The organism is Paraburkholderia sp. JPY465 (genome assembly GCF_050436725.1).
GTDB classification, from domain to species: Bacteria; Pseudomonadota; Gammaproteobacteria; order Burkholderiales; family Burkholderiaceae; genus Paraburkholderia; species Paraburkholderia youngii.
Genome location: NZ_JBNDMT010000002.1, coordinates 1,875,916 through 1,888,818 on the forward strand (window position 1 = coordinate 1,875,916; position 12,903 = coordinate 1,888,818).

The following is a 12,903-nucleotide window of genomic DNA, read 5'->3' on the forward strand; positions in this document are numbered from 1 at the left end:
TCGTCACCTGATTCGATATCAGGATTATCGACTGTCGCCAAAATTCGAGCAATTATCAAATCACATGCACGACTCTACGATGCTCCTTCCAACCAGCGAGGAGTAGGAAATGGACATCGAAACGAACGGTACACGGATTCACGTCACGCAGCGAGGCAGCGGAGAGCTTGCGCTGGTCTTCCTGCACTACTATGGCGGATCGTCGCGCACATGGGACAAGGTAGCGCAGGCGCTGCCGGACCGATACCGCATCGTGGCCACGGACCATCGCGGCTGGGGCGACTCCGATGCACCCGCGCATGGCTACCGTATCGAGGATCTGGCGAACGACGCCGAGGGCGTGATCGAGGCGCTGGGTTTGAAGCGCTTCGTGCTTGTCGGTCATTCGATGGGCGGCAAGGTCGCGCAACTCATTGCTTCGCGTCGGCCTGAGGGACTCGAAGGTCTGGTGCTGGTCGCGCCGTCGCCGCCCTCGCCCATGCTTCTCTCCGAGGAGGAACGCGTGACATTGTCGGGCGCTTACCAGTCACGCGAATCGGTCGAGTTCGTGATCGACAACGTCCTCACCGCGAGACCGCTCGATGCCGCGTGCCGCGAACAGGTCATCGAAGACAGCCTGAAGGCCGCACCGCAAGCGAAGGCTGCGTGGCCCGAGATCGCGATGCGCGAAGATATCTCCGCAGCGGTGACGTCCATCGTCGTGCCGACCATCGTCATCTCGGGAGAGCGGGATCAGGTGGATCGGGTCGCCACGTTACAGGCTGAACTGTTGCCTCGCGTTCCGCATGCGGCGATGCACATCCTTCCCGGCATCGGGCACCTGTCGCCACTCGAATCACCAGCGGAGGTTGCGCAACACATCGCAAATTTTGTCGCTGCGATTGAAGACAAGTCTGTAGTGTGCAACGCGCCTGCGGACGTCCCGGCCGCCTTCGATACGGCGATGAACGCCAACGATCTCGATGCAGTGCTCCGCCTATTCAGCAATAACGCCACAATGCGAATGACGAACGGTGACCTCGTGGAAAACCCAGGCGACCTACGTCGGTCGCTTGCGGAGTTGCTAGCGATGCGACCGCATGTTCGAAATACCGTGCGCCTCGTACTGTCGAGCGGCGAGATTGCGCTCGTTCTGCTGGACTGGACCCTCAGCATCCCGCGACCCGACGGCCAGAAGCACGTAGAACACGGGACTGCGACCCAAGTCATGGAGAAGGGCCCCGATGGTGGCTGGCGGCTCAGAATCTCGAATCCACATGGGGTGAATTGATGGCGTGTTTCGGGCACTGCTTGTAGGCGGTGACCTGCGTCCGCAAACCTCTGTAGGGCGCGGCGGTCCACGCGGTATTGCTGGAGATCCTGCCGGGACTGTAACTGCCGTTCATGTCGTAGAGCCGATGTGACCACGGCTACGTTGCGATGCGCGGGCCCATAAAGTGCGAACCTCGAACTCCCGGGGTAGCTCAAGCAGCATCGCGCATTGTCTTCACATTGGTCGAGTCCTCTTTGTCTCGTTTGGGTGGTGCGCCAAACATCCGCGCGTATTCCCGACTGAATTGCGAGGGGCTCTCATATCCCACCTCAAATGAGGCGGCCTGGACGCTCATCGACTGTGAGAGCAGCAGCCTGCGAGCCTCCAGTAGGCGCAATTGCTTCTGATATTGGAGAGGGGGAAGTCCGGTCAACGCCTTGAATTGCCGGTGGAATGCCGACGGACTTAGTTGGGCAATTTCAGCCAGATCTTCCACTCGCACTGGCTGCGAAAATTGAGCTCTTATATTTTCCATCGCGCGCAGAACGCCGTGCGAGGCATTCCCGGTCGACGCCAGCTTTGCTATTTCGGCGCCTTTCGGACCTCTTAGCAACCAATAACAAATCTCCCGCATGAGCAGCGGGTACAGAATTCTGACTGCGTCCGGGGTATCCAGCAAGCGGACGACCCGCACCGCGCAATCGGCCAGCGGGCCATCGAAGTCCGCAACGAACACGCCGCGGCTTGCGTCTCCTGCCGCCACAGGGGGCGACGACATCTCCCTTGCAACGGCGCGCATGATCATCAGGTCGAGTTCCAGAACCAGAACCAGGCAAGGATTGTCCGGACTTGCTTCGAACACTCGGCCCTGCGACGGAGTCTCAACGCCGACCACCAGCGCCTGTCCGGCCCGGTACTCCAGTTTCGCGCCACCGAAGCTGGCCCATTTGGCACCCTGTGCAACGATGCACAGTGCTGGGCGCGCCAGGAGAAATGTCGGCGGTTTGGGGTGATCGGAGCGCAGAATCAGAAGCCCGTCCACGGCCGTGCGGTATGGGCTTGTTCCTGTTTGCGTTTCGATATAACGAAGCAGTGCAACGGCCAGTTCGTTCGACATAGCTGCCCTGTATGGAGAATGCGCGTCGATCAAGCTTAGTGAGCGGAGCAGGATCAGGCAAGATTTTGGTAGGTTCGGGTATTAACTGCTCGCGGCTCCGCCCGGAGAATTGAGGTTTTCCAACTTACCGCCAGGTGCCAAATGGAAACAGACAGGGATCGTCACCCGACTTCAAAAATCGCGGTCGTCACAGGAGGCAGTCGCGGGATCGGCCGCGACACAGTTCTGCGCCTCGCGAGTCGTGGCGTCCGCTCGGTGTTCACTTATCACTCAAATCGCGTCGAGGCAGAGAGGGTCTGTGCGACGGTTGCCGAAGCGGGCGGACAGGCGTTTGCCCTCCAGTTGAACGTGGGCGATGGAAGCGCATTTGATGATTTCGTCACACATCTGCGAGAAGCACTCGGGAAGTTGGGCGCGCAACGCTTCGATTATCTGGTGAACAATGCAGGGACGTCTTCAGCGGCTACGTTCGCAGCGGGCACCGAAGCGGAGCTTGACGCTCAGTTCGCGGTGCATTTCAAAGGACCATTCCTGTTGACCCAAAAGCTGTTGCCGCTTATTAACGACGGCGGACGGATTGTGAACATTTCCTCGGGGCTGGCACGTTTCGCGTTCCCTGGGCGGGCGATCTACGGGCCGATGAAGGCAGCCGTTGAAGCGCTGACGCGCTATATGGCCCTTGAACTCGCGCCGCGCCGGATCGCGGTCAACGTCGTAGCGCCAGGCGCGATCGCGACGGACTTCAGTGGTGGCGTCGTACGGGACAATCCGCAGGTCAACAAGGCCGTCGCCGACCATACCGCTCTGGGCCGAGCGGGACTGCCGTCGGATGTAGGGCCAGTGATTGCCGGTCTTTTATCGGATGACTTTGGTTGGGTAAACGCGCAGCGCATAGAAGTGGCGGGTGGCATTCACATCTGACTCGTCTTCACTAGTCGCCGCAGCTCGAGGCCCGGCGCGAAGTCGCTGCTCAGGACACTGATGCACGACGGGATCGCTCTCGCCCCTCGGCCGCACACGATCACCGAACCGCCGTTGCAGCTAGCTGTTCGTCGCGGAGCGTGCCACCAACCATCAACGCCGCGTCGCGGGACGGCACGGTGTTCGTCGCGCCTGCAGTCCTGAACTGGCCGCACGGCCGGTGAGATTCGAAAACCGGCCGCTCGAACTGCTGCGATTGGTAGACCGATTCGGGACGCTCATCGGCCTTTGGGTGCGGCTCTAGTACGACGGCGGCTTTCACGGGGGCTTGAGGGTCCCCGAACTCATCGAGCTTTTCTCAAACCGGGAATTGCGGGCACTGGCTCTGCATTTCTTCCAAAGCCCGCAGCAGTTTGCCTGGCTCATCGATTTTCAACGCAACCTGCAGCCGGCTCGGTCCGCCTTGTTGCGCTAGCGTGACAGAAATTTCAAACCGATGTCCCTGCTCGCGGCCCGCGCGCGGTTCCGCTGCCGCCGCCTGCGCAAATCTGACGGCCAAGTGGCGACAGGCTACATTCCCCATCTGAGCGATGGCGTATGCACCGGGCTATCCCAATGCCGCTTCATTTCGTCGTCCAGCACGCACAAGGTGATCGACGCGCCGGCCATTTCCAGCGACGTCGTAAGCGATCCGACCTGCACGCGCGCGACCGCGAGACCGCGCTGGTGCAGCCACGAGCGTGTTGAATTGAACAACAGATACAGTTCCCCGAGCGGCGTTCCGCCCAGTCCATTGATCAAGACCAGCAACTCGGAGCCGTTCCCCGGCTTCAAATCGGCGATGATCGCCGTCAGCAGCTCTGCCGCGATCGCATCGGCTGTGGCAAAGCGCGCGCGGCGCCGCCCTGGCTCGCCATGAATGCCAACGCCGACCTCGATTTCATCGTCGCCGATCTTGAACGTCAGCGTGCCCGCCGCGGGCACCGTGCAACTGGAAAACGCGACGCCCATCGACGCCGTACGCTTGTTGATCCGGTCGCCGAACGCCTTGCATTGTTCGAGATTGGCGCCGCTCTCGGCGAGACTGCCCACCAGTTTCTCGACGATCACGGCACCCGCGACGCCGCGCCGCCCCGTTGTATAACTGGAGTTTTCGACGGCGACATCGTCGTTGATCAACACCATCGCATTCGGCAACTCCGACATCTCGGACGCCATTTCGAAGTTCATCAGATCGCCGGAATAGTTCTTCACGATGAAGAGCGTTCCCGCGCCCGTATCGACGGCCTTGGCGGCTGCCATCATCTGATCGGGCGTCGGCGAAGTGAATACCTGGCCGGGGCACGCGGCATCCAGCATCCCGTACCCGACGAAGCCGATATGCAAAGGCTCGTGTCCCGAGCCGCCGCCCGAGACGAGCGCAACCTTGCCTGGCTTCAGCGTATTGCGCCGCACGAACACAGGATCGTTGTCGAGCACGACGAGATCACCATGCGCGGCGGCGAATCCAGTAAGACTCTCAGTTAGAAAGTCGTCGACATGGTTGATAAATTTTTTCATGGTCTGCGCTCCTTTCACTCTCTGTCTTGCGCGAGCCGCGCGCATATCGCACTGATCATCAACTGGCTCGACCGTGCGCCGGGATCGATGTGCCCGCGCGCACGCTCGCCGAGAAACGACGCGCGCCCCTTGGTCGCGAGCATGTCGCGCGTCGCGCGCATGCCCTCTTCGGCCGTCAGCGGCAGCGCGTCGAGCACGGCTTCGGGCGCCGCACTATCTTCGGCTAGTTCCACGAAGCGTGACGAGACGGGGATGAGCACGTCCATCATCGTCTTGCTGCCGATGCCGGCTTTGCCGCGTTGGGCTACGGCGTTGACACCGGCGGCGAAGATCCGCGCCGCGTCCTCCACGCTGATTGTGTCCACGTTCTGCGCGGCCTTTGCCATGCCATGCAGCAACGAAAAAAACAGCGGTCCCGACGAACCGCCCACGGTCGACAGCAATTTGGAAGCGGCCTGTTCCAGCGCGGGCGCAAACGCCTCGGCCTCGATATCGGCGCGCATCGCAAACAGCGCATCGACGCCCCGCAACAGGTTGAAGATATGATCGCCATCGCCAATCTGCTGATCGAGCGCGGCGATCTCATCCGTGTGTTTCTTTAGCGTCGCGTGCGCGGCCTCGATGCACGCCATGACCGTTTTCCCGTTCATGCCGGAATCCTCCTGCCGTCGGAGCGGAAATAGAGAAGGCTGCGCGGAGGCAGCGACACGCCGACTGTTTGCCCAGGCGTGAAATTGCGCTCGGTCATGGTCGTCGCGACGATGGCGGTGCCGTCGCGCTCCATGATCAGCAGATGTCGCAGCGGGGAATATTCAAGCACGCGAAGATTGATCACGTCGCGCGTATCAGGCGCGTGCAGCACGATGTCTTCAGGCCGGATCGCGACCGTCGACGTGCCGGCCGGCATCGTGGAAAGATCGAACAACATGGGTGGCAGCAGATTGATGGGCGGCGAGCCGAGACGTTGCGCAGCGCCAAGTGAAGCGGGATTGCCATACACATCGCGCGGCGCACCAATCTGCACGATGCGTCCGTGCTCGAGTATGCCGATGCGATCCGCAAGCGTGGTCGCTTCGACCTGATCGTGCGTCACGTAGATGATCGTCGCGCCGATCGTGCGATGCAGACGCTTCAGTTCGATTCGCATCTCCTCGCGCAACTTCGCATCGAGCGACGACAGCGGCTCATCCATCAGAAACACCTTGGGCTGACGCACTAGCGCGCGTCCGATGGCGACCCGCTGCATCTCGCCGCCCGATAGATGCGTCGCCAGATTGCCAAGTTTCGACTCGATGTGCAGCATCTGCGCGACCATCTGCACGCGCGCGGTGACTTCCGCCTCGCTCACGCGCCGCCGCGGGGAGCGCAGTGGAAACGCCAGGTTGCCAAACACCGTCAGATGCGGGTACAGCGAATACTGCTGAAAGACGAAGGCGACGTCTCGGTCCGCCGGATGCATGTCCTTCGCGGCGGCACCGTCGATGAATATCTCGCCTTCGTCGGGGCGTTCGAGACCAGCGATGAGCCGCAACGTGGTGGTCTTGCCCGCGCCGCTCGGCCCGAGCAACACGACGAACTCGCCCTCTTTCACGTCGAACGACACATCATCCACCGCGACGATATCGCCAAATCGCTTCGTCACCCCATGCAGGCGAATCTCAGACATAAGCGCCTCCGTTGCTGCGTCCGTTGACGGCCATCTGCCGCACAGCGCCGGGCAGCAGCACGCCGCTGGATGCGTCGTACATCAGCGTGCGCTCCTTGTGAAACGACAACCCGACCTGCGCTCCCGCCGCTCTTCCTTCGTTCTTGCCGACCCGCACGCGCACCACGCCGAGCGCCGTTTCGACGACCAGAATCTGATGCGAGCCGAGATACTCGTCGGCAATCACGCGTCCACGCAACGCACTGTGCTCGTCGATCACGACGTGCTCGGGCCGCACGCCAAGCAGCGCTTTCGCGGCGGATGCAACAGTGCGCGGCACCGACACGGCCACACCGCGGAGCGAGACCGATTCCACGCCCGCTTCGACGCCGCCGTCCACGGCCAGAAAATTCATCGGGGGGCTGCCGATAAAGCTCCCCACGAACACGGTCGCTGGGAAGTGATAGACCTCATGCGGCGACGCGGATTGCAGCACCTCGCCGCCGCTCATCACAACGATGTCGTCGGCCATCGCCATCGCTTCCCGTTGGTCGTGCGTCACGTAGACCGTCGTCGCGTGGAGCGCATTGTGCAGCTTGCGCAACTCAAGGCACATCAGTTCGCGGAAATCCGCGTCGAGCGTGCCCAGCGGCTCGTCCATCAGAAAAGCCTTCGGGTGCCGGACAATCGCGCGGCCCAACGCGACGCGTTGACGATCGCCGCCCGACAGCCCACCCGTCTTTCGGTCCAGCAGACTTTCGATGCGCAGCATATGCGCGGCCGCATCGACACGAGCCGCAATCTCGCGGCGCGAAATGCCTTCGTTCTTCAGCGGAAAGGCGATGTTGTTCCGCACAGTCATATGGGGATAGAGCGCGAACATCTGGAACACAAACGCAATGTCGCGTTGACGCGCCCGCAATCCCGTCACATCTTCGCCGTCGATCAAAATCTGGCCTGAGGTCGGCAGTTCGAGCCCGGCAATCATGCGCAACGTCGTCGTTTTGCCACAGCCGGACGGTCCCAGCAGCACGACGAAGCGGCCATTGCTCACGGTGAGATTCGTATCGTGCACCGCAGTGAAGGCGCCGAAGCGTTTATGAAGGTTGGAGAGAACGATCGTCGACATGGCTCACTCCGGGAAGTGACTGGTGACGACGAAAGCCAGCGCGCCCACCAGAATCACGGGAAACGACCAGGTGTAGAGATCGACCGTGAATGGCTGGACGAGCATCGCAATGCCGAGGCCGATAAGCACGGTCGATGCGCCCTCACAGTAACGCCGTCGGAACAGGCGGCGGCGCGGCATGGCAGGTTGGGCTTTCATTTGCGCACTGCTCCAAAGGTGATCCCGCGCAACAGATGCTTGCGCAGTACGACAGTAAAGATCAGGATGGGCAGAACGAACAGCGTCGTGGCGGCCGCGACGGCCGGCCAGTCCTGTCCGCCTTCGCCGATGATGAACGGAATGAACGGCGGCATCGTCTGTGCATCGCCGCTCGTCAGCAGCAATGCGAACGCGTACTCGTTCCATGCAAAGATCAGACAGAAAATGGCCGTCGCGGCAATGCCCGTGATCGCCTGGGGCAGCACGACCTTGACGAAAGCCTGCAACCGCGTATATCCGTCGACGAGGGCTGCTTCCTCATATTCGCGCGGGATTTCGTCCATGAATCCTTTGAGCAGCCACACCGCGAGCGACACGTTCACAGCCGTATAGAGCACGATCATGCCGAGGTAGCTATCGGAGAGGCCGAGAGCGCGATACATCAGAAAGATGGGAATCGCGACGGCGATGGGCGGCATCATCCGCGTCGACAGAATGAAGAACAGCAAGTCGTCGGCAAGCGGGATCCTGAAACGCGAGAACGCATAGGCTGCGAGCGTGCCGAGAAAAACCGCAAGGAAGGTCGAGCCGAAGCCAATCACGAGCGAATTGACGAAGCGCGGCAAGACCTTCGACGGCCCCGCAATCACCATATTGCGCTTGCGCACATCGCGGTCATACCAGGTTTGAGCGGCTGGCAAGCTCGCGATGAACTCGGGCGTCTGCCGCGAGCGGATGGTGAACAGATTCACATAGCCCTCCATCGACGGGTGGAAAACCACGACGGGCGGATAGGCAACCGCGTCTTCCTGCGTCTTGAAGCTCGTCAGGATGATCCATACGATCGGCAGGGCCGCAATCAGTGCGTAGGCGATAACGATGAAGGCGGCGAACGTCTTGCTGCGCGGCGATGCCGCCACCACCGACTGTTGAAGCGCAAGGTCTGTCATCGCTGTTTCACCCGGTTGAGTGCCTTCACATAGATATTCGCCGCGCCGAAGACCACCACGAACAGGATGATCGCCAGTGCGGACGAGTACCCCGTCTGCCACTTCTCGAACGCAGCGCGCTTGAGCGTGATCGACACAGTTTCCGTTACGGAGCCCGGGCCGCCTGATGTCAGCAGGTTCACCATGTCGAACATCTTGAAGTTCTCGATACCGCGAAAGAGGATCGCAAGCATCAGGAACGGCAGGGTCGTCGGCAAGGTGATCGACCAGAATTGCCGCCACGGCGAAGCACGGTCCACTTCGGCCGCTTCGTAGATGTAGTCCGGAATCGAACGCAATCCCGCGAGACAGATCAGCATCACGTACGGCGTCCACATCCACGTATCGACCATCACGATGGTCCACGGCGCGAGCGGCACGTCGCCGATCATCTGAAACGAGTTTGGCGCAATGCCCGTGAAAAAGCTGACGATGTCGTTGAAAAGTCCCGTTTGCGGTTGCAGCAGGAAGGTCCAGAAGTTGCCGACCACAGCGGGCGAAAGCATCATCGGCAGCAGAATCAGCGTGGTCCAGAAGCTATGGCCGCGGAACTGCCGGTTGATCAGCAGCGCGAGCCCGAAACCGAGGAGCACTTCGAGCCCGACCGACCAGAACACGAAGCGCGCCGTCACCTGCATGGCGTACCAGATGTCTTCGTCGGTGAGTATGTCCGTGTAATTGTCGATGCCGACATTGCGCGCAGGCACGCTCGGCATGTTCGACTTGAAGTTCGTGAACGACAACCGCAATGCCCAGATCAACGGAAAGATGTTGATGGCGAGCAGCAGCACGATAGTCGGAAGAATGAACAGCCACGCGATAGTCCGGTCCGACAGCCCGCGCAGGCGCGCGGCAGCGCGCGTCTGCGCTTTCGTCTGCAACCCTTCCGGAGGAAAAGGCTTGTTTGCCAACATGCCTGACTCCTTGTTGTCGCTGACCGACAAGATTGATCGGCTTGCCGGTCCGCGTGTTCATGTGCAATAACGCTAGTTCTTCCCTTCAGCCTTGAAGACCTTGTTCCAGTCCTTGACGAGCAGATCGAGCGCTTCCTTCGAGGTGCCTTTATCGGCAACCACATAGTCGTGCACGCGCTTTTGCATGTCGAGCAGCAGCTCGGCATACGCGGGCTCGGCCCAGAAGTCTTTGACGATCGCCATCGACTTCAGGAATGCAGGCGCAAATGGCGCGCTCTTCGGAAAGTCCGGCGCATCTACCACTGACTTCGCAGCCGAGTAGCCGCCGAGTTGCCACCACTTCTTCTGCACATCGGGCTGCGCAAACCACTTGATGTATTCGAGCGCGTCAGCCTTGTGGTCTGAGTACGACACGACGGAAATGCCTTGCCCGCCGAGCTGTGTGAACTGTTTCGTTTCTTTGGGATTGACGAAGAAGCCGATCTTGTCGCCGCCGACATTCGGGTCCTTGTACAGTCCGGGGAAGAAGGCAAACCAGTTCATCTGCATCGCGACCTGGCCAGACTTGAACGCGTCGAGCCCTTCCTGCATATAGGCGTTCGTCATGCCCGGGGCCGTGCAACATTTGTAAAGCGCCTTGTAGAATTCGAGCCCCTTGATGGCGCCTGGTGAATTCACGAAGCCGTCCAGGCGATAAGGCTTCTTCGGGTCCTCGTATTCAAAGCCAAAGTTATAGAGCATGTTGGTCGCGCCCATCGTGATCCCTTCCGAACCGCGCTCTGTGAAGATATACACGCCATACACGGTTTTGCCGTCGATCTTTCGGCCCTGAAAGAACTCGGCTGTCTGCTTGAGCTCATCCATCGTAGTGGGCGGTTCGAGTTCGCGCTTGTACTTCTGTTTGAACTCCGCGCGCAGTTCGGGCCTTGCAAACCAGTCCTTGCGATACGTCCAGCCGACGGCGTCCGCCATTGCGGGCAGCGCCCAATAATTCGGCGTGTTCTTTGGCCATTCCGAGTAGCCGACGACGGTCGCCGGCACGAAATCGTTCATCGAAATCTTGTTCTTGTCGAAGAAGTCATTAAGCTTCACGTAGTGCCCATTGACCGCGGCACCGCCAATCCACTGACTATCTCCGATGATGAGGTCGCAAAGTTTTCCGTGCGAATTGAGTTCATTGATAAAGCGGTCCGCGTAGCTCGTCCACGGCACGAACTCGAATTTCATCGCAATGCCGGTTTTCGCCGTAAAGTCTTTCGACAATTCGACGAGTGCATTGGCGGGGTCCCATGCGGCCCAACATAACGTCAACTGCTTGCCCTGCGCGTGCGCCGCCGATCCGAAGCTCAGCCCCAGTGACGCCAGCAGCGCCGCGATTACCCTTGCTGTCGTAAGACGTAACATGTCTCTTCTCCTTGTCTCCGTCGGGTCTCCAACCTGATGACAGACAGCGCCCATGCGCCGGACGCTGTATTTAGAGCACTGGCAGACTCAGCGAGCCGTCCGCGTGTCGCGAGCTTCAGGCATGCGCATTCTCACGAAGATAAATACGGGTTTCGGGCGTCGGAATGGCGAGCACGCCGCGCACGTCGTTCAGTAAATTGATGGCGGCGAGCCCCGCGCAATGGACGATGCCGCGCACATCCTGATCGAGGATGACGTCGATCGCCCGCTCCGACAGTTGCGCCCGAGTGTCGGCCGTGCACTCGTGGCCGATCAGCACGACGCGCGTCTTGTCACCCGATTCCTGCAGCGTCGACGCGATGCCGGAAATGCCGCCGCCCGTCACATACACGCCGACCAGATCCGGATGTCCCGCCATCAGTCCTTGCACAGCAAGACCGGCGCTGTCGTCGTCCTCGGCGAAATCGGGCTCCGTGAGCCAGCGCAGGTTGCGAAAGTCCTCTTCAAGCACCTGGGAAAAACCCGTGCGACGCTCGAGCTGATCGTGCAGACGCGACGACGCCGACAACACGGCGACCGTGCCGATGCGCGAACCGACGAAGCGGCCCATCAGCAGCCCCGCCGTTCGTCCGGCAATGCGGTTATCGACACCCACGTACGCCGCGCGCGCACTCGACGGCAAATCCGAGAAGACCGTGACGACGGGCACGTTGGCATCCGTCAAGTCCTGAATCATCCGCTCGACCCAGGGGTAATCGAGCGGCACGAGCACGAGCGCGTCGTAGTCGATCAGTTGCTGCCCGAGTGAGATTGCGTCGCGCTGGCTGGACAGGTCGCAACGGTAAAACGAGGGGACAAGGCGATGCTCGCGAAAAAAGCTGGCCGACAGTGCGATATCGCGCTCGACCTGATCGAGAAAGCGGGAGTTGATTTGCGGCAAGACGAAGGCGACCCGGAATGACGTGGCTTTCGCAGGCCGGCCGCGACTCGCGCGATCGTCACGCAAAGTGGCCAGTGCGAGATGCACGCGCTCGGCTGTTTCGGGGCGAACCCCTTGATCGTCGCGCAGCACACGATCGACCGTGGCGACGCTCACGCCAGCACGACGCGCAATCATCATACGTGTTGCCGGCATGGGTCTCCTCCGGTGCCAGGCGAAGAATCATTTTGTTAACCAAAGATAGTTTTTCACACGCGAAATGCAAGCTTTTTTGACGCGTTAAATGCGTCAAACCGGACGGTCGCCGAACGCGCTTACCGAAGACGAGCGCAAGCGCATCGCGGTGCATGAGGCGGGTCACGGTCTGGCCGCCGCGCTGCGTCGGATTTGCAGGAGGCCTCGCGTATCGGCCTCGATATGGTGTCGAAGTTCGGCTTCAACACCGATGGGGATCTGTTCAGTCTCGCGGCGCTGCCGTCGCAGTACGCGGGCCTGCAAATGAAGAGCGCAAACGAGCATGCGAACGTGCTGCCCAGGGAACTCAACGAGCTTGGCTACGGCTTGCTGCAAGCGTACGAGCCGGTACTGCGCGACATTTCAGACCCGGTGCTAGAGCACGAGACCGTACTTGGGGATACAGTCTATCGGCTCATCGCCGAGCACAAGAGCACCGTTACCGTCGCGACATTAAATTTGTCACAACGCGGCGGACGACCGACCTGTGCCAACTGGATGGAGCTGAGAAGCGGCCGCGTCAAACTCCGTTTGTCACACGGTGCGAACTGCCGGTGTCGGACCCGTCTTGGAGATTCGCCCTTTCATGTCGAAACGGCT

At 60.7% G+C, this 12,903-nt stretch carries 12 protein-coding genes and 1 pseudogene; 3 read left to right on the top strand and 10 right to left on the bottom strand.

Going from position 1 to position 12,903, the window contains the following annotated elements:
* Nucleotides 1–109: 109 nt before the first annotated feature.
* Nucleotides 110–1,270 (top strand): alpha/beta fold hydrolase, encoded by a 1,161-nt coding sequence (locus tag QFZ94_RS10735; protein ID WP_429456757.1) that lies wholly within the window; start codon nucleotides 110–112, stop codon nucleotides 1,268–1,270.
* 193 nt (nucleotides 1,271–1,463) lie between these two features.
* Here the strand turns inward: QFZ94_RS10735 and QFZ94_RS10740 are convergent, their stop codons facing one another.
* Nucleotides 1,464–2,369 (bottom strand): AraC family transcriptional regulator, encoded by a 906-nt coding sequence (locus tag QFZ94_RS10740; RefSeq protein WP_429456759.1) that lies wholly within the window; start codon nucleotides 2,367–2,369, stop codon nucleotides 1,464–1,466.
* Nucleotides 2,370–2,510: 141 nt separating this feature from the next.
* On the opposite strand from QFZ94_RS10740, the gene QFZ94_RS10745 reads away from it, so the two are divergent.
* Nucleotides 2,511–3,290 (top strand): SDR family NAD(P)-dependent oxidoreductase, encoded by a 780-nt coding sequence (locus QFZ94_RS10745; RefSeq protein WP_368582077.1) that lies wholly within the window; start codon nucleotides 2,511–2,513, stop codon nucleotides 3,288–3,290.
* 570 nt (nucleotides 3,291–3,860) lie between these two features.
* Here QFZ94_RS10745 and dhaK read toward each other — a convergent pair.
* The 9 genes from dhaK to QFZ94_RS10790 form a co-directional block, all read right to left on the bottom strand.
* Complete coding sequence (gene dhaK / locus QFZ94_RS10750) at nucleotides 3,861–4,850, bottom strand: dihydroxyacetone kinase subunit DhaK (RefSeq protein WP_152767297.1); 990 nt, start codon at nucleotides 4,848–4,850, stop codon at nucleotides 3,861–3,863.
* A gap of 14 nt (nucleotides 4,851–4,864) precedes the next feature.
* Complete coding sequence (gene dhaL, locus QFZ94_RS10755) at nucleotides 4,865–5,500, bottom strand: dihydroxyacetone kinase subunit DhaL (protein ID WP_429456762.1); 636 nt, start codon at nucleotides 5,498–5,500, stop codon at nucleotides 4,865–4,867.
* Nucleotides 5,497–6,516 (bottom strand): ABC transporter ATP-binding protein, encoded by a 1,020-nt coding sequence (locus QFZ94_RS10760; protein ID WP_410850432.1) that lies wholly within the window; start codon nucleotides 6,514–6,516, stop codon nucleotides 5,497–5,499. Before QFZ94_RS10760 ends, dhaL begins: the two co-directional genes overlap by 4 nt.
* The gene (locus QFZ94_RS10765) at nucleotides 6,509–7,624 is read right to left on the bottom strand and encodes an ABC transporter ATP-binding protein (RefSeq protein ID WP_429456764.1); all 1,116 of its coding nucleotides are present in this window, start codon (nucleotides 7,622–7,624) and stop codon (nucleotides 6,509–6,511) included. The genes QFZ94_RS10760 and QFZ94_RS10765 overlap by 8 nt, the downstream gene beginning before the upstream one ends.
* A 3-nt stretch (nucleotides 7,625–7,627) precedes the next feature.
* Nucleotides 7,628–7,822, bottom strand: coding sequence for a hypothetical protein (locus tag QFZ94_RS10770; RefSeq protein WP_013094038.1), 195 nt, complete (start codon nucleotides 7,820–7,822; stop codon nucleotides 7,628–7,630).
* Nucleotides 7,819–8,772, bottom strand: a complete 954-nt coding sequence (locus tag QFZ94_RS10775; RefSeq protein WP_429456766.1) for a carbohydrate ABC transporter permease — start codon at nucleotides 8,770–8,772, stop codon at nucleotides 7,819–7,821. The genes QFZ94_RS10770 and QFZ94_RS10775 overlap by 4 nt, the downstream gene beginning before the upstream one ends.
* Nucleotides 8,769–9,725, bottom strand: coding sequence for a carbohydrate ABC transporter permease (locus QFZ94_RS10780; protein WP_429456768.1), 957 nt, complete (start codon nucleotides 9,723–9,725; stop codon nucleotides 8,769–8,771). Before QFZ94_RS10780 ends, QFZ94_RS10775 begins: the two co-directional genes overlap by 4 nt.
* Before the next feature lie 72 nt (nucleotides 9,726–9,797).
* Nucleotides 9,798–11,129 (bottom strand): ABC transporter substrate-binding protein, encoded by a 1,332-nt coding sequence (locus tag QFZ94_RS10785; RefSeq protein ID WP_152767291.1) that lies wholly within the window; start codon nucleotides 11,127–11,129, stop codon nucleotides 9,798–9,800.
* Nucleotides 11,130–11,244: 115 nt separating this feature from the next.
* Entirely contained in the window at nucleotides 11,245–12,264 is a 1,020-nt protein-coding gene (locus QFZ94_RS10790; protein ID WP_368582070.1) for a LacI family DNA-binding transcriptional regulator, read from the bottom strand.
* A 177-nt stretch (nucleotides 12,265–12,441) separates the two neighbouring features.
* On the opposite strand from QFZ94_RS10790, the pseudogene QFZ94_RS10795 reads away from it, so the two are divergent.
* A pseudogene (locus tag QFZ94_RS10795) lies at nucleotides 12,442–12,750 on the top strand (cell division protein); the annotation flags it as partial.
* Nucleotides 12,751–12,903: the final 153 nt, after the last annotated feature.

Excerpts from the sequence above, each read along its gene's own strand:
- QFZ94_RS10735 (WP_429456757.1), top strand. The coding sequence starts at position 110 with ATGGACATCGAAACGAACGGTACACGGATTCACGTCACGCAGCGAGGC.
- QFZ94_RS10740 (WP_429456759.1), bottom strand. The coding sequence starts at position 2,369 with ATGTCGAACGAACTGGCCGTTGCACTGCTTCGTTATATCGAAACGCAA.
- QFZ94_RS10745 (WP_368582077.1), top strand. The coding sequence starts at position 2,511 with ATGGAAACAGACAGGGATCGTCACCCGACTTCAAAAATCGCGGTCGTC.
- dhaK (WP_152767297.1), bottom strand. The coding sequence starts at position 4,850 with ATGAAAAAATTTATCAACCATGTCGACGACTTTCTAACTGAGAGTCTT.
- dhaL (WP_429456762.1), bottom strand. The coding sequence starts at position 5,500 with ATGAACGGGAAAACGGTCATGGCGTGCATCGAGGCCGCGCACGCGACG.
- QFZ94_RS10760 (WP_410850432.1), bottom strand. The coding sequence starts at position 6,516 with ATGTCTGAGATTCGCCTGCATGGGGTGACGAAGCGATTTGGCGATATC.
- QFZ94_RS10765 (WP_429456764.1), bottom strand. The coding sequence starts at position 7,624 with ATGTCGACGATCGTTCTCTCCAACCTTCATAAACGCTTCGGCGCCTTC.
- QFZ94_RS10770 (WP_013094038.1), bottom strand. The coding sequence starts at position 7,822 with ATGAAAGCCCAACCTGCCATGCCGCGCCGCCGCCTGTTCCGACGGCGT.
- QFZ94_RS10775 (WP_429456766.1), bottom strand. The coding sequence starts at position 8,772 with ATGACAGACCTTGCGCTTCAACAGTCGGTGGTGGCGGCATCGCCGCGC.
- QFZ94_RS10780 (WP_429456768.1), bottom strand. The coding sequence starts at position 9,725 with ATGTTGGCAAACAAGCCTTTTCCTCCGGAAGGGTTGCAGACGAAAGCG.
- QFZ94_RS10785 (WP_152767291.1), bottom strand. The coding sequence starts at position 11,129 with ATGTTACGTCTTACGACAGCAAGGGTAATCGCGGCGCTGCTGGCGTCA.
- QFZ94_RS10790 (WP_368582070.1), bottom strand. The coding sequence starts at position 12,264 with ATGCCGGCAACACGTATGATGATTGCGCGTCGTGCTGGCGTGAGCGTC.